This is a genomic window from Flavobacterium sp. Arc2 (assembly GCF_041431385.1).
Lineage (GTDB): Bacteria > Bacteroidota > Bacteroidia > Flavobacteriales > Flavobacteriaceae > Flavobacterium.
The window spans coordinates 92,033-116,088 of the sequence record NZ_JASMRH010000005.1 but is presented as its reverse complement, the minus strand read 5'-3'; the positions used below and the strand labels follow the sequence as shown (position 1 = coordinate 116,088).

The 24,056-nt window shown below is 34.6% G+C and carries 19 protein-coding genes; 12 read left to right on the top strand and 7 right to left on the bottom strand.

Features of this window, described 5'->3' with window-relative positions:
• Positions 1 to 3 precede the first annotated feature (3 nt).
• Positions 4 to 1,206, top strand: coding sequence for an aminotransferase class I/II-fold pyridoxal phosphate-dependent enzyme (locus tag QO182_RS04745; protein WP_371560279.1), 1,203 nt, complete (start codon positions 4 to 6; stop codon positions 1,204 to 1,206).
• A 264-nt stretch (positions 1,207 to 1,470) separates the two neighbouring features.
• Here QO182_RS04745 and QO182_RS04740 read toward each other — a convergent pair whose 3' ends face one another.
• Both QO182_RS04740 and QO182_RS04735 read right to left on the bottom strand, forming a co-directional pair.
• Positions 1,471 to 2,511: a PLP-dependent cysteine synthase family protein gene (locus QO182_RS04740; RefSeq protein WP_371536374.1), complete on the bottom strand. Its 1,041-nt coding sequence runs from the start codon at positions 2,509 to 2,511 to the stop codon at positions 1,471 to 1,473.
• Positions 2,512 to 2,580: 69 nt separating this feature from the next.
• The gene (locus QO182_RS04735) at positions 2,581 to 4,656 is read right to left on the bottom strand and encodes a S9 family peptidase (RefSeq protein ID WP_371560195.1); all 2,076 of its coding nucleotides are present in this window, start codon (positions 4,654 to 4,656) and stop codon (positions 2,581 to 2,583) included.
• A gap of 127 nt (positions 4,657 to 4,783) precedes the next feature.
• Here QO182_RS04735 and QO182_RS04730 point away from each other — a divergent pair, with 127 nt between their 5' ends.
• Complete coding sequence (locus tag QO182_RS04730) at positions 4,784 to 5,104, top strand: YbaB/EbfC family nucleoid-associated protein (protein WP_091086995.1); 321 nt, start codon at positions 4,784 to 4,786, stop codon at positions 5,102 to 5,104.
• A 66-nt stretch (positions 5,105 to 5,170) separates the two neighbouring features.
• On the opposite strand, the gene QO182_RS04725 is transcribed toward QO182_RS04730, so the two are convergent.
• Complete coding sequence (locus QO182_RS04725; protein ID WP_371536370.1) at positions 5,171 to 6,190, bottom strand: low specificity L-threonine aldolase; 1,020 nt, start codon at positions 6,188 to 6,190, stop codon at positions 5,171 to 5,173.
• Between the two features lie 91 nt (positions 6,191 to 6,281).
• Here QO182_RS04725 and prfB point away from each other — a divergent pair.
• Positions 6,282 to 7,383, top strand: a protein-coding gene (gene prfB, locus QO182_RS04720) for a peptide chain release factor 2 (protein ID WP_371536368.1) whose coding sequence is annotated in 2 segments (ribosomal slippage) — positions 6,282 to 6,344 and positions 6,346 to 7,383 — 1,101 coding nt in all. Because the reading frame shifts where the segments join, the coding sequence is not laid out codon by codon here.
• 125 nt (positions 7,384 to 7,508) lie between these two features.
• On the opposite strand, the gene QO182_RS04715 is transcribed toward prfB, so the two are convergent.
• On the bottom strand, positions 7,509 to 8,225 hold the full coding sequence (locus tag QO182_RS04715) for a L,D-transpeptidase (RefSeq protein ID WP_371536365.1): 717 nt from the start codon (positions 8,223 to 8,225) through the stop codon (positions 7,509 to 7,511).
• 454 nt (positions 8,226 to 8,679) lie between these two features.
• On the opposite strand from QO182_RS04715, the gene QO182_RS04710 reads away from it, so the two are divergent.
• The 3 genes from QO182_RS04710 to QO182_RS04700 all read left to right on the top strand — a co-directional run bounded on the left by QO182_RS04710 (position 8,680) and on the right by QO182_RS04700 (position 12,907).
• Entirely contained in the window at positions 8,680 to 10,062 is a 1,383-nt protein-coding gene (locus QO182_RS04710; RefSeq protein ID WP_371560193.1) for an NAD-dependent succinate-semialdehyde dehydrogenase, read from the top strand.
• Between the two features lie 55 nt (positions 10,063 to 10,117).
• Positions 10,118 to 12,082 (top strand): aconitate hydratase, encoded by a 1,965-nt coding sequence (locus QO182_RS04705; protein ID WP_371560191.1) that lies wholly within the window; start codon positions 10,118 to 10,120, stop codon positions 12,080 to 12,082.
• A 126-nt stretch (positions 12,083 to 12,208) separates the two neighbouring features.
• Positions 12,209 to 12,907, top strand: a complete 699-nt coding sequence (locus QO182_RS04700; protein ID WP_371560189.1) for an energy transducer TonB — start codon at positions 12,209 to 12,211, stop codon at positions 12,905 to 12,907.
• A 72-nt stretch (positions 12,908 to 12,979) separates the two neighbouring features.
• Here the strand turns inward: QO182_RS04700 and QO182_RS04695 are convergent, their stop codons facing one another.
• Positions 12,980 to 13,891, bottom strand: coding sequence for a phospholipase A (locus QO182_RS04695; RefSeq protein ID WP_371560188.1), 912 nt, complete (start codon positions 13,889 to 13,891; stop codon positions 12,980 to 12,982).
• 185 nt (positions 13,892 to 14,076) lie between these two features.
• On the opposite strand from QO182_RS04695, the gene lpxD reads away from it, so the two are divergent.
• The 6 genes from lpxD to QO182_RS04665 all read left to right on the top strand — a co-directional run bounded on the left by lpxD (position 14,077) and on the right by QO182_RS04665 (position 21,728).
• The gene (gene lpxD, locus QO182_RS04690; protein WP_371560186.1) at positions 14,077 to 15,075 is read left to right on the top strand and encodes a UDP-3-O-(3-hydroxymyristoyl)glucosamine N-acyltransferase; all 999 of its coding nucleotides are present in this window, start codon (positions 14,077 to 14,079) and stop codon (positions 15,073 to 15,075) included.
• Positions 15,076 to 15,228: 153 nt separating this feature from the next.
• On the top strand, positions 15,229 to 16,857 hold the full coding sequence (locus tag QO182_RS04685; protein WP_371536353.1) for an acyl-CoA carboxylase subunit beta: 1,629 nt from the start codon (positions 15,229 to 15,231) through the stop codon (positions 16,855 to 16,857).
• Between the two features lie 319 nt (positions 16,858 to 17,176).
• Positions 17,177 to 18,448 carry a hypothetical protein gene (locus QO182_RS04680; RefSeq protein ID WP_371560184.1) on the top strand — a complete coding sequence of 424 codons (1,272 nt, stop codon included), beginning with the start codon at positions 17,177 to 17,179 and terminating at the stop codon, positions 18,446 to 18,448.
• A gap of 208 nt (positions 18,449 to 18,656) precedes the next feature.
• A complete protein-coding gene (locus QO182_RS04675) occupies positions 18,657 to 19,172 on the top strand; it encodes an N-acetyltransferase family protein (RefSeq protein ID WP_371560182.1) in 516 nt (171 codons plus the stop codon).
• Positions 19,173 to 19,253: 81 nt separating this feature from the next.
• Entirely contained in the window at positions 19,254 to 20,834 is a 1,581-nt protein-coding gene (locus tag QO182_RS04670; protein ID WP_371560180.1) for a S41 family peptidase, read from the top strand.
• 267 nt (positions 20,835 to 21,101) lie between these two features.
• A complete protein-coding gene (locus tag QO182_RS04665; protein ID WP_371536341.1) occupies positions 21,102 to 21,728 on the top strand; it encodes a hypothetical protein in 627 nt (208 codons plus the stop codon).
• 254 nt (positions 21,729 to 21,982) lie between these two features.
• On the opposite strand, the gene QO182_RS04660 is transcribed toward QO182_RS04665, so the two are convergent.
• Together QO182_RS04660 and QO182_RS04655 are read right to left on the bottom strand one after the other, a co-directional pair.
• Positions 21,983 to 23,029 (bottom strand): AMP-binding protein, encoded by a 1,047-nt coding sequence (locus QO182_RS04660; protein WP_371536338.1) that lies wholly within the window; start codon positions 23,027 to 23,029, stop codon positions 21,983 to 21,985.
• A gap of 15 nt (positions 23,030 to 23,044) precedes the next feature.
• On the bottom strand, positions 23,045 to 23,980 hold the full coding sequence (locus tag QO182_RS04655) for a lysostaphin resistance A-like protein (protein WP_371560178.1): 936 nt from the start codon (positions 23,978 to 23,980) through the stop codon (positions 23,045 to 23,047).
• Positions 23,981 to 24,056: the final 76 nt, after the last annotated feature.

The window sequence follows — 24,056 nt, the reverse complement described above, 5'->3', positions numbered from 1 at the left end:
AATATTATGAAATTTAACCCCGCAGACAACATTCAGGACTTACAGTATTTTGGTGAATTTGGTGGTGTAAACCCATCTATTTCTGACTCTTCTACCTATACTTTTCTTTCGGCAAAAACTATGTTTGACACCTTTGAAGGCAATATGGAAGGCTGTTATTTATATTCCCGCCATTCCTCTCCCAGTAATTTATATTTAGACAGAGCCATGGCCGCAATGGAAGGTACAGAAACGGCAAACGTATCGGCTTCTGGAATGGGAGCCATCACACCTACTTTATTGCAACTGTGCGGTGCTGGAGACCATATTGTATCAAGCAGAACAATTTATGGAGGAACGTATGCCTTTCTAAAAAACTTCGCACCAAGGTTTGGTATCAAAACGACATTTGTTGATATCACAAAACTAGATGTGGTTGAGGCTGCTATAACTCCGGAAACGAAAGTATTGTATTGTGAAACGGTAAGTAATCCGTTACTAGAAGTGGCTGATATAGCTGGTTTATCAAAAATTGCTAAGAAACACAATTTGACATTGGTTGTAGACAACACCTTTTCTCCTTTTTCTGTTTCTCCAGTTAAATTTGGTGCCGACATTGTAATTCACAGTTTAACAAAATACATTAACGGAAGCAGCGATACTGTGGGTGGAGTAACTTGTGCTTCACAAGACTTTATTAATCAGTTAAAAGACGTAAACAGTGGCGCCAGCATGTTACTAGGACCAACAATGGATAGTATGCGCTCTGCAAGTGTTATGAAAAACCTTCGTACGCTACACCTTAGAATCAAGCAACACAGTCATAATGCCGCGTACCTGGCAGAACGTTTTGAAAAAGACGGAATAAAAACGGTATACCCTGGTTTAAAAAGCCATCCAAGTCACGACTTATTTGCATCGATGATTAATCCTGAATATGGTTTTGGAGGAATGATGACATTAGACATTGGTTCTTTGGCGAAAGCCAATGCTTTGATGGAGCTTATGCAATCACGCAACTTAGGGTATCTGGCCGTAAGTTTAGGATTTTACAAAACATTATTCAGTGCTCCAGGAACCTCAACTTCGAGCGAAATTCCTCTAGAAGAACAAGCCGAAATGGGATTAACTGATGGTTTGATTCGTTTTTCAATTGGATTAGATAACGACATTGCAAGAACATACGAAATGATGAAAACCTGTATGCGAGAATTAGACCTATTATAGTCTAAGACTACTATAAAATAATTTTTTTAGTTTTTTTTTTACCAAAGCCTGCTTAAACGCCATTTAAGCAGGCTTTATTTATTTTGCCGCCAATTTTGCTTCCCTTTTACTAAGTTCTCAACAAACATACTTTTGTCGTGGTATAATATGACCATCCTGATTTACAATTGAAGTAATAAAAGCTTGCATTTTTAAAGTAACTCTAATTTTAAATACAAAAACTCCAGATTTCTCTGGAGTTTTGTTATCTATAATTGTAATTTTCTATTTTATAAGTTCGATTTTCTGAACCTCTTCTTGGTTTACACTATCAAAAAATCCTTGCTCGTGCATCCAATCATCACTATATACTTTACTCATATAACGAGAACCATGGTCAGGAAAAATGGCAATTACATTGCTCTTTTCGTCGAATTCACCATCTTCAGCATATTGTCTTATCGCTTGCAAAACAGCCCCAGAAGTATAACCTACAAATAAGCCTTCTTTTCTGGTTATTTCTCTTGCACAATGCGCACTTTCTTCATCGGTGACTTTCGTAAACTTATCGATAGTATCAAAATCTGTAGCAGATGGAATCAAATTTTTCCCTAAACCTTCAATTCTGTATGGATAAATCTCATCGTTGTCAAATTCTTTTGTTTCATGATATTTTTTCAATACGGAACCAAAAGCATCAACAGCAAGTACTTTAATATTAGGATTCTGCTCTTTTAAGAATTTTGCAGTTCCTGAAATTGTTCCTCCAGTACCACTACAAGCAACAAGATGAGTAATTTTACCATTCGTTTGTTTCCAAATTTCAGGTCCTGTAGAGTTATAATGTGCGTCAATATTTAACTGATTAAAATATTGATTGATATAAATTGACCCTTTTGTTTCTTCGTGTAATCTTTTTGCTACATTATAATACGAACGTTCATCATCTGCAGAGACATGTGCTGGGCAAACATAGACTTTAGCGCCTAAACTACGTAGCATATCAATTTTATCTTTGGATGATTTTGAACTTACGGCAAGAATACAGTTATATCCTTTTATGATACTAACCATTGCAATACTAAACCCAGTGTTCCCAGATGTCGTTTCGATTATGGTATCACCCGGAGATAATATCCCTCTTCTTTCTGCCTCTTCAATAATGTATAAAGCGATTCTGTCTTTCGACGAATGTCCTGGATTAAAAGCTTCTACCTTTGCATAGAAATTACCTTCTAACTTTTCTGTGACTTTATTTAGTTTAATAAGAGGTGTATCACCAATTAATTCTAAAACACTATTGTAAGCTTGTATTTCTTCTTTCATAAAAAAATAGTTAGTCGGGGCGAATTTTATTACACCTCGAAACGTTGCAATTTAACAAAATTTTTTGAATTACTTTTTAATTTTCTCTAAATCTAACAAAAAACTAAATTCTTTTGCCAATTCTTTAAGCGCTTCAAACCTTCCAGATGCTCCTCCATGACCTGCATCCATATTCGTGTCTAAAAACAAAAGATTGTTATCTGTTTTCAAAGTTCTCAGCTTAGCCACCCATTTAGCGGGCTCCCAATATTGTACTTGTGAATCATGTAAACCCGTAGAAATATACATATTAGGATAAGATTGGGCTTTTACATTATCATAAGGAGAGTATGATTTCATGTATTTATAATACCTTTTAACATTTGGATTCCCCCATTCGTCATATTCCCCCGTTGTTAATGGAATTGTTTCGTCCAGCATCGTGGTTGCAACATCTACAAAAGGAACTTGAGCGATAACGCCATGGTAAAGTTTAGGCGCCATGTTTAAAATAACTCCCATCAATAACCCACCGGCTGAACCGCCTTCGGCATATAAATGTTTTGAAGAAGTGTATTTTTGTTCAATTACAAATTTAGAACAATCTATAAAGTCCTTAAAAGTATTTTTCTTTTTTAATAATTTTCCACCTTCATACCATTGTCTTCCTAAATCTTCACCACCGCGAATGTGCGCTATGGCGTAAATAAAACCTCTATCCAACAATGATAATCTTGTCGATGAAAAATAAGCATCCATGGAATGCCCATAAGAACCATATGCATAAAGCAATAATGGATTTTTACCATCCTTTTCCATACCTTTTCTGTATACCATAGAAATAGGTATCAGAGTTCCGTCTTTTGCAGTAGCCCAAACACGTTCTTCGATATAATTATTCTTATCAAAGTTTCCACCTAGCACTTCTTGTTCTTTCTTAACTTCCTTTTCTTTTGTTTTCATATTGAAATCAATAATCGAAGCAGGCGTCGCCATAGATTGATAGGCATATCGTAAGATATCTGTATCAAAATCAACATTTGCAGAAGCATGAGCGGTATAGGTCTCGCTGTCAAAAGGCAAATAATACTCCTCTTGACCAGTCCAAGGAATGATTCTAATTTCGCTCAAACCATTGCTACGTTCTGAAACTACCAAAAAGTCTCTAAAAATATCAATATCCTCCAGTAAGACATCTTCTCTATGAGCAAGAACATCTTCCCAATTCTCCATAGCAGTCTTAGATTCAAGTGTTTTCATCAGTTTGAAGTTAGTCGCCTTGTCCTTGTTTGTAAGGATATAAAAATGATCTCCAAAATGAGAAATACTATACTCTAAACCTCTTTTTCTTTTTTGAAAAACCTTAAACTTCCCATTTGGATCGTCTGCTAATAAAGTCATAAACTCAGTAGTCAATGTGCTTGAAGAGCTAATCAAAATGTATTTCTTTGATTTTTCTTTCCCTACAGCGACATCAAAAGTATCGTCTTTTTCAAAATAAACTACTTCATCTTCTGACGTATTAGTTCCTAATTTATGTTTTAGAACCGTATCAGAACGCAAAGTCTCAGCATCCTGAGTGGTATAAAAAATAGTCTGATTGTCGTTTGCCCAAGTGGAATTTCCAGTTGTATTTTCAATTTTATCGCTTAAGATTTCGCCTGTTATTAGGTTTTTTATCTCCAAAGTATAAATTCTTCTTCCCACTAAATCTATTGCATAGGTAGCAAGCTGATTGTCATTACTGATACTCAATCCGCTTAGTTTGAAATATTTTTTGCCGTTTGCTAACTCGTTGCAATCAAGCATAATTTCTTCTTTTGCCGAAAGGCTTTCCTTTTTACGAGAATAAATAGGATAGTCTTTACCAGTCTCAAAACGGGTAATATAATAATAGCCATTATATAAGTAAGGAACTGATTCATCGTCTTCCTTGATTCTGGCTTTCATTTCCTCAAACAGGTCTTTTTGCAAATCCTGTGTATGAGCAGTCATTTTTTGGTAATATTCGTTTTCTTTATTTAGATAGTCAATAACTTCCGGATTTTCTCGATCCTTCAACCAATAATAATTATCAACCCTGATATCCCCGAATTTCTCTAGTACTGTTGGTATAATTTTAACTACTGGTGGTTGTATGTTTTCTGTCATTTTTTGAGTTTTCATATTTGTAAAGAAGGCACAAAAATAAACAAAGCCACTCTATAACGTATCGGTTTTTCATCTTATTTAACATTGCTTATTCCTTCAAAATGCGTAATTTCGTATTTCAATAATTTTTAAATTATCAAAAATGGATTTAATGGGAATGATGGGTAAGCTTAAAGAAACCCAACAAAAAATGGAAGAAACTAAAAAACGCCTGGATACTGTTCTCGTTGATGAGCAAAGTACAGACGGTTTATTAAAAGTTACGATTACCGCTAACAGAAAAATAAAATCAATCACTATTGCCGATGACTTATTGCAAGATAAAGAGCAACTAGAAGATTATATGATTTTAGTAATGAATAAAGCAATCGAGAAAGCAACTAAAGTGAATGAAGCAGAACTTGATGCTGTTGCAAAAATGGATATGCCAATGATTCCTGGGATGGATAATTTGTTCAAATAATCCAACATAGTTATAAGAATATGAATTATGAGTTAATTTAAAAACTCATAATTCATATTTCATCATTTACATCTTTGACAAGGTTTCTAATACATAAGTATGCATGACTTCTCTATAATCAAGATGGGTTACCATTCTCAATTTCCCCTGTCCCATTGAACTAATGGATATGTTTTTTTGTTTTAGTTTCTCAATTAAAACTTTCTCGCTGTAATTAGGCGCCAACGTAAATATCAAAATATTTGTTTCTACAGGCTCTACCTTTGCAACCCATTCTCTAGTATTTAATACAGACGCTAATTCTTTTGCACGTCTGTGATCTTCTGCAAGACGACTGATATTATTGTCTAAGGCATATAATCCGGCTGCAGCCAAATAGCCAACTTGACGCATTCCGCCTCCTAATATTTTTCGGATTCGTAGCGCACGATGAATCGTTGCCTTATCTCCTAATAAAACAGAACCTATTGGCGCACCCAAGCCTTTGGATAAGCAAACTGAAATCGTATCAAATAGTTTTCCAAATGACTTTGGGTCTTGTTTTTTGGCAATTAATGCATTCCAAATTCGGGCACCATCAAGATGGAACTTTAAATTATTAGCTACACATACTTCTTTTATTTTTGTTAATTCGTCTAATTCATAACAAGCACCACCACCTTTGTTGGTCGTATTTTCAACACAAACCAAGCTCGTTAACGGATTGTGATAAAATTCAGGGTCATTGATAGCTCCTGCTACCTGATCAGCAGTGATCATTCCGCGATCACCATCAAGCAAAGAAAAAGACACTCCACTATTAAAAGACGCACCGCCACCTTCATAAAGGTAAACGTGAGCATATTTATCGGCAATAATTTGCTCTCCTGGATTTGTATGTAGTTTTATTGCCGTTTGATTAGCCATCGTTCCTGAAGGGAAAAATAGCCCTGCCTCCATCCCAAAAATTTGTGCAATAGTATCTTCTAATTCTATTACCGTGGGATCCTGTTTGTACACGTCATCACCTACTTCAGCATTGAACATATACTTCAACATTTCATGTGTAGGCTTAGTAATTGTATCGCTAATTAAATTTATTTCCATTGATTTATTTTTTATTTCTAACACGGATAAGTCTTGACTTGTTCTTAAGTAAAAATTTTTCTTATTTTTGTCCCACAAAATTACATAATTTATGACAACTACCGAACAAATTAAAGGTATTGTAGAGCGCCTTGGTGCGTTGAGGAGGTATCTTTGACGTTGATGCCAAACTAATTGAAATTTCTAACGAAGAAGAAAAGACTTTTGCTCCAGATTTCTGGAATAACGCAAAAGAAGCTGAACTAATTGTAAGAAATCTTCGAAATAAGAAAAAATGGATTGAAGATTACGATAAAGCAGTCGAAATGACTGACGAATTGCAGTTAGCCTATGAATTCTATAAAGAAGGAGAACTCACTGCAGAAGAATTAGATGAACAATATAGTCTCATTGCAAATCATATTGAAGCCATCGAATTCAAGAACATGCTTTCAGACGAAGGTGATTCTTTAAGTGCTGTAGTACAGATTACTGCGGGTGCTGGAGGAACTGAAAGTTGTGATTGGGCCGAAATGCTCATGCGCATGTACATGATGTGGGGAGAAAAATATGGGTATAAAATAAAAGAACTGAATTTTCAAAAAGGAGAAGCAGCAGGTATCAAAACGGTCACACTCGAGTTTGAAGGGGATTATTCTTTTGGATACTTAAAAGGGGAAAATGGAGTACATCGTTTAGTACGTATCTCTCCGTTTGACAGTAATGCTAAAAGGCACACTTCCTTTGCATCCGTATATGTATATCCGCTTGTAGATGATAGTATCGAAATTGATATTAATCCTGCCGATATTGAAATTACGACTTCCCGCTCCAGTGGTGCTGGTGGGCAAAATGTGAATAAGGTAGAAACTAAAGTACAGCTTTTTCACAAACCCACGGGAATTCAGATTCAATGTTCAGAGACTCGCTCACAACAAGACAACAGACAACGAGCCATGCAAATGCTCCGTTCCCAGCTGTACGAAATAGAATTAAAGAAACAATTGGCTCAGCGCGCTGACATCGAAGCCGGAAAAATGAAAATAGAATGGGGATCGCAGATTCGCAATTATGTGATGCAGCCTTATAAATTAGTAAAAGACGTGCGTACTGGTTATGAAACTAGCAACGTCGACGGTGTGATGAACGGTGAAATCGATGAATTCTTGAAAGCTTATCTAATGATGATGGGACAAAGAGACGAAGAAGAATAATTTTTACTTCTATTAATCACGTTTACTTGTTTAAACTTAAAAAATCCTCTTACTTTCGTTTTTCGAAATGTTTAGAGGATTTTTTAAGTTTAATAGCTCTTTTTCAGCCGATGCTTTATTACTGTTTACAAACCGTTTTGTAAAACAGTAAAATTTCCCATAATAATTGAAGGGTTCAGTTTGGGATCTAACCAGTTTACTATCGACTTCATGTTGTCTTCATCAATTGCAACACAACCAGCAGTAAAATAAGGCTTTTTTACACCCAAATGAAAAAATATAGCACTCCCTTTCCCTTTTATAATTGGGTTTGTATTGTATTCGACAACCATACAGTATTTATAAGCATCATTCTTTAGAAATAGATTTTCATACGATTTCGCATTGGTAGCGCCTTTTACATAGGTGTTGTAATCCTCTGAATTAGGGTCATCAATCCATTTATCGTCGGCAGTGGTTTGTTGATTTTCAAGTAGCGTATTTAATTGCTTTTCATAAGAAAATAATTTACCTAAACGAAATACTCCGGTTGGAGACTTTCCGTCGCCTTCCTTTTTATTAAGTGGCGCTGCAAATCCATTTTTACCTATACCCACTTCTACGGGATCAAATTTCAATACCCAATTTCCATCCTTTTTCTCTAAGGCTACAAAAACAGCACTATAGCTTTCTGGCTGATAATTGTAAACTACCAGCAATTGCTCTACGTTTTCTAGTTTATCCCTATTATTCTCGGTGATTACTAATGCATTTTTAACTGTAATAGTATTGTCCTGAGCCTTTGAATGATTAGACGAAAACAATACTAAAGGTAAAAAGAAAAACTTATTTAAAAATCTCATGTCATTTTTGTTTTTTAATCTCAAGATTCAAGATTCTAAAAATACCTTTTTTTGATTAATCTAAACTCCTTTGATTACAATTTATCCTTAAAAATTTAATTGGAATTTTTGATAAAAATAAATACCAGCCACCCAGAAGCAAAAACTGTAAAAATAAATAAAACAATACCCATAAAGGACCTATTATTCTTGTTATCAAAACGTTAATGTTATAATGATGTAAGTTATTTCTAAAATTGTGTAACACTTTCTCTTAAATATAACGCTATCTTTGATATTCAACGGTTTTGCTTTACACTGTACAGCAATTTTATTTTAAAATAAAAACAACCTGCTTCGTAAAGCCCTCTAGTTAATTGTTGAATATTATACATGTTAAAACTATCTGTTTTGCATTATAAATTACTTTGGCAGACGCCAAAAAAATTAATCTTCTTTAAATATAAAAAAGATCATGTCAATACAAACAACAAATCCCGCAACAAACAAAGTCCTGAAATCATTTGATGAAATGACGGATAAACAGGTCGATCATGCTATTGCACAATCTTCAAACACCTTTCAGGACTGGAAAAAAACATCTTATCCAGAAAGAGCGGCTGTTTTAAGCAAAGTAGCTTCCTTGATGAGAGAGAATAAAGCGGCTTTATCAACTTTGATTACCTTAGAAATGGGGAAAATCCTTTCTCAAGCAGAAGGCGAAGTTGAATTAAGCGCTAATATTTTAGACTATTATGCCAAAAATGGCGAAGCGTTTTTAGCAGACAAAAAATTAGAGCCAGAGCTTGGCGAAGCCTTAATCCGATCAAGCCCAATAGGCGTTTTACTGGGTGTTCAGCCTTGGAATTTCCCTTTTTATCAAGTAGCACGTTTCATAGCACCAAATATCATGGTCGGAAATACCATCTTATTAAAACACGCCTCTATGGTTCCTCAATGTGCTATTGCAATTGAAGATCTATTTAAAGAGGCCGGAGCGCCAATTGGATTATACACTAATTTGTTAATTTCTGGGAAAAGAGCTTCAGGAATTGTTTCTGACAAAAGAATTAAAGGGGTTTCACTTACTGGTAGCGAAGCTGCTGGCGCAAGTTTAGCTACAGAAGCTGGTAAAAACATCAAAAAATCAGTTTTAGAATTGGGAGGTAATGATGCCTTTATTGTTTTAGAAGATGCGGATATTGACAAAACTGTTGAATGGGCGGTGATTGGTAGAATCAACAATAATGGACAAAGTTGTATTGCTTCAAAAAGAATTATAGCTGTTGAATCTATCGCCGATGAATTTATCGAAAAATTTACAGCCAAATTAGCGCAGTTAAAAGTAGGCGACCCAATGGATCCAAAAACAGAATTAGGCCCTTTGAGTAGTGAAGAAGCATTATTGCACTTATTAGACCAAGTCGAAAGATCAGTTGCTGCAGGAGCTACCGTATTATTAGGTGGTAAAAGAGTAGACGGACCAGGAGCATTTATGGAGCCGACCATACTAACAGATCTAAACCCAAAAATACCAGCATATTACGAAGAATTATTCGGACCGGTTGCCTCTTTTTACAGAGTAAAAGATGAAGCTGCAGCAATTGTGCTAGCAAATGATTCCGATTTTGGTTTAGGAGGTTCCGTATTTACCAAAGATATCGAACGCGGAAAACGAATTGCAGATCAAATTGATTCTGGAATGCTATTTATCAATCACCCAACTTGGACACAAGCTGACTTACCTTTTGGTGGAACAAAAGGATCTGGCTACGGAAGAGAACTTTCTGAAATTGGAATTCATGAATTTATAAATAAAAAACTAATCCGTGTTAGTGGGTTACCTGATCCTTTCTAGAATGAAACAATACCTAGTATTTTTAATTATCTGAAAGCACATAAAAAACCAAAACATGTCCAAATTAAACGTAAGTCAAAAATTAATTCAGTCGCATCTTTTACATGGTGAAATGATTGCGGGTCAGGAAATTGGAATCCGAATAGATCAGGCATTATTGCAAGATGCTACCGGAACATTGGTCCAATTAGAATTAGAAGCCATGGGGCTAAAAAAAGCCAAAATAGAAGTTGCGGTGCAATATGTGGATCACAACCTACTGCAAACTGATTCTAAAAATGCTGATGACCATTTATTTTTACTTTCGGCAGCACAAAAATTTGGCCTTTGGTATAGCCGTCCTGGAAATGGCGTAAGTCACCCGGTACATATGGAACGTTTTGGAAAACCTGGAAAAACACTTGTTGGATCTGATAGTCATTCTTGCGCTGCAGGATCTTTAGGAATGCTTGCCATCGGAACCGGTGGTTTAGATGTTGCCGCTGCTATTGCTGGTCAACCCTATTTTGTCAAAATGCCAAAAGTATTAGGTGTAAAACTCATGGGTAAATTACCAGATTGGGTTAGTGCGAAAGATGTTATTTTAGAAATGTTAAGACGCTATGATGTAAAAGGTGGCGTTGGAAAAATTATAGAATATTATGGTGAAGGGGTAAAAAATTTAAGTGTGATGGATCGACATGTTATTGCTAACATGGGTGCTGAACTAGGCGCTACAACCACTGTATTTCCTAGTGATGCTGAAACCAAACGGTTTTTAATTTCCCAAGAAAGGGAATCTGATTGGGCGGAATTAATTGCCGATTCAGAAGCAACTTATGATGAATACGCTGAAATTAATTTGGACGATTTAGTTCCTTTAATTGCCCTTCCTACGAGTCCCGGGAATGTTGTCCCTGTGAGCGAAGTTGCCGGTAAAACAATTGGACAGGTCGTTATAGGATCTTCAGCCAATCCAGGATTAAGAGATTTTTGGATTGCAGGAGCCATCGTAAAGGATAAAACGATTAACAGTGCTGTTTCTTTTGATGTCAATCCTACTTCAAGGCAAACGATTCAAAACATGCTGAAGAATTTTACTTTTGCTAATTTGATTACTGCCGGAGCACGGTTTCATCAATCGGGTTGTATGGGTTGTATAGGAATGGGACAAGCACCCGCTACCGATACAATAAGTTTAAGAACGATGCCACGAAATTTCCCAAGTCGATCTGGAACAGAAGATGATCAGGTTTATTTGTGCAGTCCTGAAACGGCTGCCGCATCTGCCCTAACGGGAAAGATAACCGACCCCAGAGATTTAGAAAAAATCTATGGCATGAAGTATCCTAAGTTTGAGAATCCTGAAATAGAAATCATCAATACCGATATGCTCGTGGCGCCATTAGAAGATGGATCAGGAGTTGAATTACATAAAGGACCAAATATCAAATCGATTCCTGAAATCGAAGCTTTACAGCAGGATTATCGAATTCCTGTCTTATTAAAAATGGGAGATAATGTTTCGACGGATGAAATTTTGAAAGCAGGAGCTGACGTACTGCCTTTAAGAAGTAATATTCCTGAAATCAGTAAATATTCGTATAGCGTGATTGACCCTAGTTTTTATGATCGAGCCATGAAGTCTAAAAAAGAATTTGGCGGACATATCGTTGTTGCGAAAGAAAATTACGCCCAAGGTTCCAGTCGGGAACATGCTGCTCTTGCTCCTAAATTTTTGGGACAAGTGGCTGTTATCGCTCAAAGCTATGCACGTATTGCTTGGCAAAATTTAGTCAATTTTGGGATTGTGCCTTTAGAATTCATAAACGCTTCTGATTACAACAAAATAGATCAGGGAGATTTAATTCGTTTTAAAAACCTCCGTGATGATGTCGTGAATAGAAATAATGTAATAGTAATAGTCGAAAAAGCGGACGGAAGCACTTTAGAATTTGAAACCAAACACAGTTTAAGTGATCGTCAAATTAATGTCCTTGCAAAAGGAGGAATTATAAATGATTTCAGAACGAAAATATAAATTTGTTTTAAGCAAATCATACCTATAATAAAACGAATCTTAAAAAAAATTATAATCCTACAAAAAAATTTATCTTTTTCTGTAGGATTTTTTTGTTATTTTTGAATATTAAATTAATCTTTTTTTATGAAAAAATCACTCGCCCTTCTTGTTTTATTATTGTCAGTTTCTTTTTACGGACAAAAAAAAATATATTACACTGAAGATTTTAAAGAATTGCGCTCAACTGAAGGGGCTACGTATTACAGTATTTATGAAGATACTAAAGAAGGCACTACCAGAACCACTTATTTTATAGATGGAACAAAACGTAATTATGATGAATTTTCAAATTTAAAAAAACGTATTAAAGATGGTAACTCTATAACTTGGTTCAAAAATGGAAATAAAGAAAAAGAGTTAATTTACAAAAAGGGGAAAATTGATGGTGTTTCAAATCTCTATTATGAAAACAGCCAAATCAAACGTAGCGAAAATTACAAAAATGGTGAGTTTATTGACGGGAAATGTTTTAATGAAAACGGAACTGAAATTACTTTTTTTCCTTATTACGTACAACCTGAATTCCCAGGAGGAATAAAAGAATTTTATAAATATGTAGCAAAGAATTTCAAAAGCCCTAATACCTCAAAAGGTATTATGAAAATTGAATTTGTTGTTGAAACAGATGGGACTTTAAAAGATATTAAAATGGTACAATGGATTAATCATGGCATGAGTACCGAAGCCTTAAGAGTTTTAAATAATAGTCCGTTATGGATTCCGGGAAAAATAGATGGTAAAGACGCCCGTGTTAAATACGGCATCCCAATTACGATTAATTAAAATTCAAATAAACAACTCTTAATGTTTAACTCATTTAATTTTAGCTCCTAAAATTAAATGAGTTATTTTTTTTTATAACCATTCAATTAAAGAAACTCCAACTCCCACAGTAGTTTGGAGATTGTTGTAATCAATCAGTGTTTCACCATAACCGTGAGAAACTACCAAATACCCCTTTAAATTATTTCTAATAGGGTATGACCATGAAAAGGCAGCATTCCCCCTTGATTTTGAATTAAAGTTGAGATTATGACTACCTACAAAAGATAAGATATTACCATTTTTGGTATAGATTACATTCACATCTCCCCTACCTACGTAGTCTGCGATATCAGGATTGTCATCAATCGAAGCAGGCAAACGAAACCAAGGTCTCACTAACACAGTCAAATTGTTACGTTCAAATCCTGCATGCAGTATAATTCTGTTCCAGCTTCGGGAAAAAGGATCACTTTTACCATTAGATTCATGATTCAATGCAGCTCCCACCATTCTTGTTTTAAAACCAAACAACTTAAACTTCACAGGAAAATTTAAAATAAGTTCAGGCTCATAATTAACTTCTCTAAAGGGGCGAGAAAGTGCATTATTATATATTTGCCAATGCGATTTCTGAGTATATGCCACCCATAAATCACCATGTCCCCAGAAAATACTCTGCAAGACTTTAGTCTTAAAACTCAATTGAAATTTAGTCTCTACACTATTGTATTCAATACCTACAGGCGCTACGTAATCTGGATCTGTATTTCCAGATTCCGGCCGGTTATTAGGGTTATTCGACCACCGCGCAGGCAATACAAACATAGGTTTATAAGGAGTGATTAAAAAGGTACCTCTTACTGAAGTGGTATCAAGCTCCCATCTTTCCGTTAAATTTCGAAGTTGTGTTTTACTATTAAACAAGGCCTGAACCTGAGCATTTACGGTAAAACAAGAAAAAAGAAGCAGGAAAATAGAGAGTTTAATTTGAAAATATTTCATATTTTAGAATCAAAATTTAAGGTACAAAAATAGTAGTTTAGGATCTGATTACGTTATACTTTTATTGTAAAAAGTTATATAACTACTACTTTTGACGTTGTTAAAGTATTAGCAAACATTTGGAAATTTAAGTCTAAATCACTTTATTTGAGAATTGTACCATAACCCTTTCTATCACTAGCACTATGAAATCTTATACCGTCCAAGAAATAAATGAAGTCCTTAAAGGAGTCATTTCTGGAAGCACCTCACAAAAAATCACGGCACCTGAGCAACTAGAGGTTGCAACCGACTCTGAAATTTCATTTATTGGAAATAAAAAATACGAGAAACTTTGGTCATCATCTAAAGCTTGCGTTGCAGTTGTAAACGAGGACATTTCGATAGAACCGGGAGAAAACAGAGCTTTCATTAAAGTAAAAAATGCTGATTTAGCAATGTCTCAGGTTTTGGAACTTTTTGCTCATCCAATGCCCGTGTTTCATGTTGACATTCACCCAACGGCAGTAGTTGACAAATCAGCGACCATCGGAATTGGAACGAAAATAGGCGCTGGAAGTTATGTTGGGCCAAATGTAAAAATTGGAGAAAATGCAATCCTTTATCCTAATGTCACTATTCTAGATGAATGTACCATCGGTAAAAACACGGTATTATGGTCTGGAACAGTGGTTAGAGAGCGTTGTCACATTGGTAAAGATTGTATTATACACCCTAATGCAACTATTGGAGCAGATGGATTTGGATTTCGCCCTTGCCCTGAAAGAGGTTTGGTAAAAATACCCCAAATAGGAAATGTAATAATAGGTAATAATGTCGAAATTGGCGCCAACTCTTGCGTGGATCGTGGGAAATTCAGCTCTACGGTTCTAGGAGATGGTTGCAAAATCGATAATTTAGTTCAAATAGGTCACAACAGTAAATTGGGACGTTTTTGCATTATGGCAGGACACAGCGGATTAGCTGGTTCTGTAACTTTAGGAGATGGAGTAATTATTGGCGGAAGCGCCTCTATAAAAGACCATGCAACATTAGGTAGCGGAGCAATCGTAGGCGCTGGATCTGGCGTTACCTGTGATGTTCCTGCTGGTAAAACAGTGTTGGGTTATCCAGCAGTTGAGGCGCGTGATGCGCTGAAACAATGGGCTATTTTAAAACGATTAGTTAATGATTCCAAAAAATAAACAAGTAGATTTTATCATATTCATAAAAAAACAGGAGTTCGCTTCTGTTTTTTTTATTTTATCTCGAAATTAATTACAAAGTAACCAAAATAATAAATTTTATTTCGTTCGATTTTGTATTTTAGCACTAACTATTTATAACATTATTAAAACATGGATTTAAACTTCAATAAAAACGAAGATCACAATAAACTTTTATTGTCTCAATTAAAACAAAAAATTTCTAAAGTAAAATTAGGAGGAGGCGAAAAGAGGATTCAAAAACTGCATGGTGAAGGGAAAATGACAGCGCGAGAACGCATTGATTATTTACTTGATCCTAAAGCGAAGTCTATTGAAATTGGAGCTTTTGTTGGTGAAGGAATGTACGCGGATCATGGCGGATGTCCTTCTGGAGGTGTTGTAGTAAAAATTGGCTATATCGGCGGAAAACAATGTATTGTTGTCGCTAATGATGCCACTGTAAAAGCGGGTGCTTGGTTTCCTATTACCGCCAAGAAAAATCTTCGTGCACAAGAAATCGCAATGGAGAACCGCCTGCCAATCATCTATTTAGTAGATAGTGCTGGTGTTTATTTACCGCTTCAGGATGAAATTTTTCCAGACAAGGAGCATTTTGGACGTATTTTTAGAAATAACGCTCAAATGAGTAGTATGGGAATTACCCAAATTTCGGCGATAATGGGAAGTTGTGTTGCCGGAGGCGCGTATCTACCTATAATGAGTGATGAAGCCATCATCGTTGAAGGAACTGGTAGTATCTTCCTTGCAGGTAGTTATTTGGTAAAAGCAGCTATTGGAGAAAGTATCGATAATGAAACTTTAGGAGGTGCCACCACGCACTGTGAAATTTCAGGAGTGACAGATTATAAAGCCAAAGACGACAAAGACGCGCTTGACAAAATAAAAAATATAGTTGATAAAATTGGGGATTTTGATAAAGCAGGGTTCAGCCGAGTGAAACCAGCAAAACCAGCCTTAGATGAAAAAGAACTCTACGGTGTTTTACCAAAAGCCAGAAATGAACAATACGACATGATGGAGATCATCAACCGTCTTGTTGACAATTCAGAATTCGAACCTTATAAGGATGGCTACGGCCAAACCATAATTACAGGTTATGCCAGAATTGATGGTTGGGCAGTAGGAATTGTTGCTAATCAACGAAAAGTTGTAAAAACCAAAAAAGGGGAAATGCAGTTTGGAGGTGTTATCTATTCGGATAGTGCAGACAAAGCCACCCGTTTTATAGCCAATTGCAATCAGAAAAAAATACCTTTAGTTTTTGTTCAGGATGTTACCGGTTTTATGGTAGGATCTAAATCAGAACAAGGCGGAATCATAAAAGATGGTGCCAAAATGGTCAATGCAGTAAGTAATTCTGTAGTGCCAAAATTCACAGTTATTGTAGGTAATTCCTATGGCGCTGGAAATTATGCGATGTGTGGAAAAGCATACGACCCAAGGTTAATCTTTGCTTGGCCAAGTGCTGAACTTGCCGTTATGGGAGGAACACAAGCCGCAAAAGTATTAGCGCAAATCGAAGCTTCCTCATTAAAGAAAAGCGGTGAGGTCGTTGATGAAGCCAAAGAGAAAGCACTATTTGACAAAATAAAAGCAAGATACGACGAACAGGTTTCTCCATATTATGCCGCTTCCAGACTGTGGACAGATGCTATTATTGATCCTCTAGACACTCGAACTTGGATATCTATGGGGATCGAAGCCGCGAATCACTCTCCAATAGAGAAACAATTTAACTTGGGTGTAATTCAGGTATAAAAAACCCTTTTATATTTTTAGGAGCAGAACTACTTCGTTTTCAAAACAAGATTTCTCCCGCTATTCGATATATTCCCGCCAAAAAAGCGGGAGATGCCGCTACTATCGGGGCTATGTGATTACGGACTATTTTCAGAACCTACATATTTAAAAGAAAATAGACGCTCCATCTTTTATTGGAGCGTTCTTCTGTATATGTGAGAAAAGAATAACAATCAAGTAAAGTATTTTGTGTATTTCAATTTTAGAGTAGCTATACGAAGGTTCCTTTCGTAAAAAAAATATGTTAGTAATAATGTTAACCCAAAATCGTATATAATTGAAAAACAAAATTTTGAAAGGAATTAAATACTTTTTTATTCCTTTACTTTTATGTTTGCTTTACTCCTTCTCTGTAAAAACATACGACAACTACTCAGATAAAGAATATGTTCAATACTGGGAAGAAAATAAAAATTTGTTTGAGTCAGTTAGCCAGAATAAAACTTTAACCTTTAGAAACTTAGATGAGTATGTAAAGACAAACGATTTGTTCCTTTATGGCGAATTTCACGGAATAAAAGAAACGATAAAAATTGATTTTGAACTCATTGAGTATTTAAATAAGAATGCCGGAATGAAAATTCATTTGGCCGAGATCGATTTTAGTCAAGCTTATTTTTTAAATGAATATCTACAAACTGGAGACGAAAAACTTATTGATTACGTTTTAAACAGTTGGATAATCAATCATGGACACAATAATCTCGATTATAAAAACAAATGGATTCACATTCGTAAACTAAACGGTATAAATTCTAAAGATTCACAAATTAGAGTTTATGGAATTGATAAGGTTCAAAATATAAATATTACCAAGAATCACTTAAAAATTCTATTGTCTAAACTAAATCTTTCATCTGACATACCCCACGACGAGAATTTATTTTTAGAATGGGCAGAATATGAATTGCCAACACTGATTTCTTCAATAAATCTAAATTCCTCAACCATAGATTATGAGCGAGATATAGAGCATATAAGGAAAAATCTAGTTGACTATTCTAAAACAATGACAAGAGAAGATGTAATGTTTTTAAATTTCATTGACTTATACAAAAGATATAATTTTCAAGGACAAAAAATTTATGGGTGTTTTGGTGAAGCACACGTTTTACAAAAAGGAATGAATAAAAAAAATAATTTTGGAACACTTGTAAAAAATTTAAACTCACCTATCAAATCTAAAACGTATACTATTATATCACGGTATCTAGATAGCTATATGGATGCTCCATCAAAGTATTTACCCTTCTTTTTGAGAAGTAACAAAGAACACACAAAAACAGCCGTTTCTTGCGACAATCCTTTTTTGCTTTATCACTTCGGAATTTCCGATTTAAAAAAGATAACAAATGAAAATACTAATACATTTTTTGATATAAACAAACCAAAATCTCCTTATAAAAGTTCATTAAGAATAATTGAAAGCACAGGTTTATTAAGTCTAGTTTCGGGAATGAAAATTACAGATAAAAATACTTCAGCAACTGATTATGCACAAGGAGTAATTTTGATACGGAATTCTGATTGGGCTGAACCTTCGAAATAAAAAAACAAAATGAATGCTATAGTAATAATTACTTTATGTTTTTGTTCACTTGTAACAACTTTTAGAGCAATTTATCTTATTCTTACAAAAGAATTTAGAGGCTCTAAATCGAGCTGGATTCTTATTGTTATGATTGCTTTCGTTGGTCCTGTTCTATGGATTTTAAAAGGTAAAAAATTAGTTTCATCAACAAAAACCTCTCTTAATAATGACTCATCACTTTAGAAAAGCTACAACTTCAGAAATCCCTCAAATATGGGGCATTTTACAAAAGGCAATCGCACGCAGAAAAGAAGACGGCAGCAATCAATGGCAGGACGGTTATCCTAATCCGGACGTAATAGAAAATGACATTGATAAAAATGCCGGATATGTTTTGACCGAAGGAGATAGCATCCTTGGCTATTGTGCGTTATTAATCAATGACGAACCCGAATATCAAAAAATAGAAGGAAAATGGCTTACGAATGATGATTTTGTAGTATTTCATCGTGTAGCTATTTCAGAAAAACATTTAGGGAAAGGTTTAGCAAAAAAACTAATGAACTTAATAGCAGATTTTGCAATAAGCAACAACATCTATAGCCTTAAAGCAGATACTAATTATGACAACTTTGCCATGATGGCAATTTTTGAAAAATTAGGTTATAGCTATTGTGGCGAAGTGTATTTTAGAGGAAGCCCTAGAAAAGCATATGAGAAAGTACTACCAAAAACGAATTAGGATAAATTCAAGCAGACACGCAAAATTGCCGTTTCTTTGCATAATAGAACAACAAAAGACCGCAACCCTTTTTTAAAAACCATGAGAAAAATAATCCTATTCGTTTTTATTCTCCTATTTTTCGTCCAATGTAGTTCTGTAAAAAAACACAATAACCATTTAATGGCGCTGATACCAGTAGATCAGTTGAAATCGGATGTCGATTTTACGTATACGAAATTAAAAAATTTACATCCCAATCTTTATTGGTACATCAGTAAATCAGCTTTGGATTTTAAATTCGATAGTATAAAATCAACTATCACTCAACCTATTACTCCTCTTGCTTTTTATAAAAAACTAAGCCCTGTTGTAGCTGCAGTTAGACAAGGTCACACCTATCTCTATCCTGCTTCAAAACGAATGACGAAAAAGGAAACAAAAGCACTTGTAAAAAAAGGAATAGGCCCATTTTCTCAATTTGACTTTGATTTTTTTGACAACAAGTTGTATGTCGTAAACAATAAGTCCTATGACAAAAAAATACAATTGGGTTCTGAAGTGATTGCCGTAAATGGCACAAAACCATTGGATTTAATTCAGGAATACAACCGCTACTATAGCTCAGACGGTTACAATACCACTTTAAAAACCGCTACTTCAGGCAAACGCTTTACTTCTTATTTTACGGTAGAAAATGGCATTAAAGACAGCTTAACTTATACTTTAAAATACAACGACAGCGTTCAATTCATTACCATTAGACGTTACAAAGAAGATTCGATTAAAAAACAGGAACCAAAAGTTCGAAAAAGAGTGAGCAGCCTTGATAGAGCAAAATCAAGAGAAACCAGAAGAAAGAAAAGAGTAAATGGGTATAATCCAGATTTAAAAAATTACAACAGAAATCTGCATTTCATGGAAAAAGACAGTAGTGTCGCCATCATGAAAATTAGAAGTTTCAACAAAGGAGATTTCAGACCTTTTTACAAAGAAAGCTTTCGCAAAATTGACAACTATAAATCCAAAACCTTAATTCTGGATTTAAGAGACAATGGCGGTGGACGATTAAATGAAATTGTTGATTTATACTCTTATCTAGCCGACTCTACTTTTGTCTTTTTAGACAAGTCAGAGGTAGTTTCCAGATCAAGTCTAATGAAAGGCGCTTATTTTAATGGCGGTTCCTTTGGCTTAAAAGTACTAAAAGCGATATACGCTCCGCTGCTCTACTCTTACTTGCTATTGACAGTTCATAAAGACGACACTGGCAAAAACTGGTGCGCCACACATACAAGAGATCATAAATTGAATGCAAATCGCTTTCAGGGAAGAATTTATGTTCTGATAAACGGAGGGAGCTTTTCGGCTTCAAGCCTTATTTCTTCCAACCTAAAAAGTTCTAAAAGAGTAACTTTTGTAGGAGACGAAACGGGAGGAGCTTTTAATGGAACCGTAGCTGGATTTACTCCTGTCTTAAAATTACCCAATTCAAAATTAAAAATCAGAATCGGGATAATGATGATGGCTCCTCATCACAAAACTAAAATTAAAGGTCATGGCATTTTTCCAGACAAGGAAATCAGTTCTACCCTTGAAGATCGCCTGAAAGAAAATGACCCCGAACTCAACTGGATTTTAAAGGACATAAAAAAAGAGTTCTTAAAAAGCGATTCACAATAAAATAGTACTGATATTCGACCAAACCACTTCTTTTATAGTTGAAAGGCTACTACACACCTTCTTCAAATAAAATTCAAAAAATATTATTTTACAAGCTAAATTAACCCCCTGTTTACAAGTTGATTACAATAATATTTTCTATCTTTATGTACCTCAGTCTACCTTTTAAAGCACAAATTCTATTTTTGCTTTAGCCAATTTCATACTTTATTTTATGCAATACTAAAATCATAAGTGATTAATTTATTGAACTTCTAATATATAAAAATGAAAAAGTCAGCACTTTTATCCGTAATTACAATCCTACTATTTACACATTTAGCTGTTGCACAACAATTAGAGCATCAAACAGCAGTTCCTGATTATTCTAAAACATTGCTACTAGAGGGTGGATTAAACTTATCTCTTCCCGTTCATATCCAAATGTATCGTACTCATAGAGTTGGCGTTGGTATCAACATACGAGCTTCAAAGAAAATTTCTCCAAAAACAGAACTAGGTATTAGGGGAGAATATGATTATAGATTTGTAAGAAACATAGGATCAGACACTACTGGCACGGCTGAAGGAAGAGCTTTGCACAAAAATTTTAGCCTATTTGCTCTTAAACCAAACGTGCAATTTAGTTTTGGGCGAAATTGGTTCTTGGGTGCTGAAACAGGCGTGGGTTTTGCTATTTCAGATGAAAATAATAGAATTGGTCTTGGCTTTATATCCGAATATAATGGTGAAGCGCAGTTTGGCTCTTGCTCTGGAATATATCTTGGAAAATATTTTATTACTGGAACGAACGATCGAAAATTAGGCATATCGCTAAACCTAACCAACTTTATAGCTAAAGGTCATGCCGAAAATACACTCGGCTTGAAATTTAATTACTGTTTCTTGAAATAAGTTTCAAGAACAAAATAAGGAAAAATGCTATCGTAAAATAAGATCATTGTGATTCAAAGTTTAGAAAAAGCTATGTCTATATTTACGCACGTAGAAAAAATTGATACGATTAAAATTTCAACACAGATTAAATCATTTTAATGATAGGTAGAAAAAATGTAGAAACTAGAAAAACAAAAGAATTTGCTGGTTTTTTGACAATAAAAAAGCATCATGACTAGTACTCATAATGCTTTTTTTTATCAGAAATAAATTTAGATACTTTCTAACATTTCTTGTCTTTTTATTTTTCCGTTTTCTGTCTCGAAGAATTTATCAATATAAAAAACTTCTTTTGGCTTTTCATACTTATCCAATGAACTGTAAACATCCTCATCTAAAGGCAACTTTTCCCCTTCGATAACTAAAACTAGTTTTTCTCCTAAAATGGCATCTGCAATTCCACCCACAAAAAATCGGGAATGAATTCCATGTGATAATTTTTCTTCGATTTGCTCCGGAATCAATTTAATTCCACCGCTATTAACTACATTGTCGATTCTCCCTAAAAGAATAAATTGATGGTCATTTATCAATTCTACTAAATCATTAGTGACAATAATTTCATCAGAAATTTTTGGCGCATCAATTACTAGACAATTTTTATCATTTTGTGAAATTTTAATGTTAGGTAAGATTGAAAAAGCCTTCTCTCCTACTTTTTTGGCAGCAATATGTGTTACGGTTTCAGTCATACCATAAGTTTCATACACTTCTGTCTTTCCTTTCAAAAGTTTTTTCTCCAGCGCCTTACTCATTTTTGCACCACCAACGATCAGTTTTTTTACATCTTTCAATCCTGCCAATGAATTTTCAGCTTGTAAAGGAACCATGGCTGCAAAATCATATTTAGTTTCATTCTTTGTTAATGGATGTGAACTTGGTGCTATAAAATCTACATCTAAACCCAGAATAAAACTACGAACCAGCATCATTTTTCCAGCAATATATTTAGTAGGCAAACAATACAATGCTTTATCTCCAGGACTTAATTGAAAAAAATCACCCGTAGCCAAGGCAGAATTTACCATCATTTGCTTGTTTGTTCGAATCATTTTAGGAGTACCTGTAGTTCCAGAAGTTTGTAAATCTATATAGGGTTTATCATCAAACCAATCCAATAAAAAATCACCTATCGACTTCTCAAATTCATCTCCTTCTTTTATTAAACAGTAAGACACTCTGCATAAATCTTGTTTATCCATTTGAAATCCATTCAATTTAAAATGATTGTGTACGTTTTTATAAGTTACTTCTTTCATTGTTAGGTTGTTATTTTAAATAGTGTTGCTTTCTTGTGTTTTTATTTTTCCAGTCAATTTTTCTTTCCAACCAGTCCACTGGTATTTCTTACTAAAGATATATAAAAGTATTGGGTAAATAACAATCACAGGTAATATTACGTCCAGTCCAGCTTCAGGTTCTGAAATATCTTTAAATATAGAATGTGTTTGAAAAGCAGACCAATCTGAAGTAACTAATAAAGCGCTCACTAGATTATTAGCCGCATGAAATCCTAAGGCCAGCTCCATTCCTTCATCCATCAATGTCAGTACACCTAAAAATAGTCCAGTTCCTATATAATATATAAAAATGACATTTCCCATTTTTGAAACCTCTGGATTAGAAAGATGCATCGCACCAAAAATAACTGAAGTCATTATTAAAGGAAACCATTTATTCTTCGCCAAATTTGCAAAACCCTGCATTAAATACCCTCTAAAAACGTATTCTTCAGTACTAGTCTGTATCGGAATTAAAAGTACCCCGATAACGACTAATATCGCAAAAGGGACGGGTTTAAAATTCAATACAAAATCACCTGGATTCGTATAGTAAAAAAGTAAAGTTGAAATAATCGTAAAAGCAGACCATAAAGAAAAAGAGAAAAACACCCTTTTCCAATCTATTCTAGGCCTTGATGTTGTCACGGAACGCATCGTTTGTTTATGTACATAACGCACTACAAAATAGATACCAACCATGGTAAAAACAAATGAAATCAGAATGAGAAATAAAGTGAAATTGGGATCAAAAAATTGCATCAATTCTTTATTACCGCTCGGATAAGGTACTCCTTTTGTAACTGTTTCATAAATAATTGCCAACAGCAACGGAACCTGACCAACAAAGGAACACGTAATTATTATAACTGAACCAATTAAATATTTCCAAAATTTATTCTCTGAATTTACTCCTTGTTCTATAAACATGTATTATTTTAATTTAATTATATATGACTAGTTAGACGATCAAAGTTTACTTTTGTTCCCTCGAAACTACTTTATT

Bases quoted from the DNA above. Each gene is read 5' to 3' on its own strand.
- QO182_RS04740 (WP_371536374.1), bottom strand. From the start codon at position 2,511: ATGAAAGAAGAAATACAAGCTTACAATAGTGTTTTAGAATTAATTGGT.
- QO182_RS04735 (WP_371560195.1), bottom strand. From the start codon at position 4,656: ATGAAAACTCAAAAAATGACAGAAAACATACAACCACCAGTAGTTAAA.
- QO182_RS04730 (WP_091086995.1), top strand. From the start codon at position 4,784: ATGGATTTAATGGGAATGATGGGTAAGCTTAAAGAAACCCAACAAAAA.
- QO182_RS04725 (WP_371536370.1), bottom strand. From the start codon at position 6,190: ATGGAAATAAATTTAATTAGCGATACAATTACTAAGCCTACACATGAA.
- QO182_RS04715 (WP_371536365.1), bottom strand. From the start codon at position 8,225: ATGAGATTTTTAAATAAGTTTTTCTTTTTACCTTTAGTATTGTTTTCG.
- QO182_RS04710 (WP_371560193.1), top strand. From the start codon at position 8,680: ATGTCAATACAAACAACAAATCCCGCAACAAACAAAGTCCTGAAATCA.
- QO182_RS04705 (WP_371560191.1), top strand. From the start codon at position 10,118: ATGTCCAAATTAAACGTAAGTCAAAAATTAATTCAGTCGCATCTTTTA.
- QO182_RS04700 (WP_371560189.1), top strand. From the start codon at position 12,209: ATGAAAAAATCACTCGCCCTTCTTGTTTTATTATTGTCAGTTTCTTTT.
- QO182_RS04695 (WP_371560188.1), bottom strand. From the start codon at position 13,891: ATGAAATATTTTCAAATTAAACTCTCTATTTTCCTGCTTCTTTTTTCT.
- lpxD (WP_371560186.1), top strand. From the start codon at position 14,077: ATGAAATCTTATACCGTCCAAGAAATAAATGAAGTCCTTAAAGGAGTC.
- QO182_RS04685 (WP_371536353.1), top strand. From the start codon at position 15,229: ATGGATTTAAACTTCAATAAAAACGAAGATCACAATAAACTTTTATTG.
- QO182_RS04675 (WP_371560182.1), top strand. From the start codon at position 18,657: ATGACTCATCACTTTAGAAAAGCTACAACTTCAGAAATCCCTCAAATA.
- QO182_RS04670 (WP_371560180.1), top strand. From the start codon at position 19,254: ATGAGAAAAATAATCCTATTCGTTTTTATTCTCCTATTTTTCGTCCAA.
- QO182_RS04665 (WP_371536341.1), top strand. From the start codon at position 21,102: ATGAAAAAGTCAGCACTTTTATCCGTAATTACAATCCTACTATTTACA.
- QO182_RS04660 (WP_371536338.1), bottom strand. From the start codon at position 23,029: ATGAAAGAAGTAACTTATAAAAACGTACACAATCATTTTAAATTGAAT.
- QO182_RS04655 (WP_371560178.1), bottom strand. From the start codon at position 23,980: ATGTTTATAGAACAAGGAGTAAATTCAGAGAATAAATTTTGGAAATAT.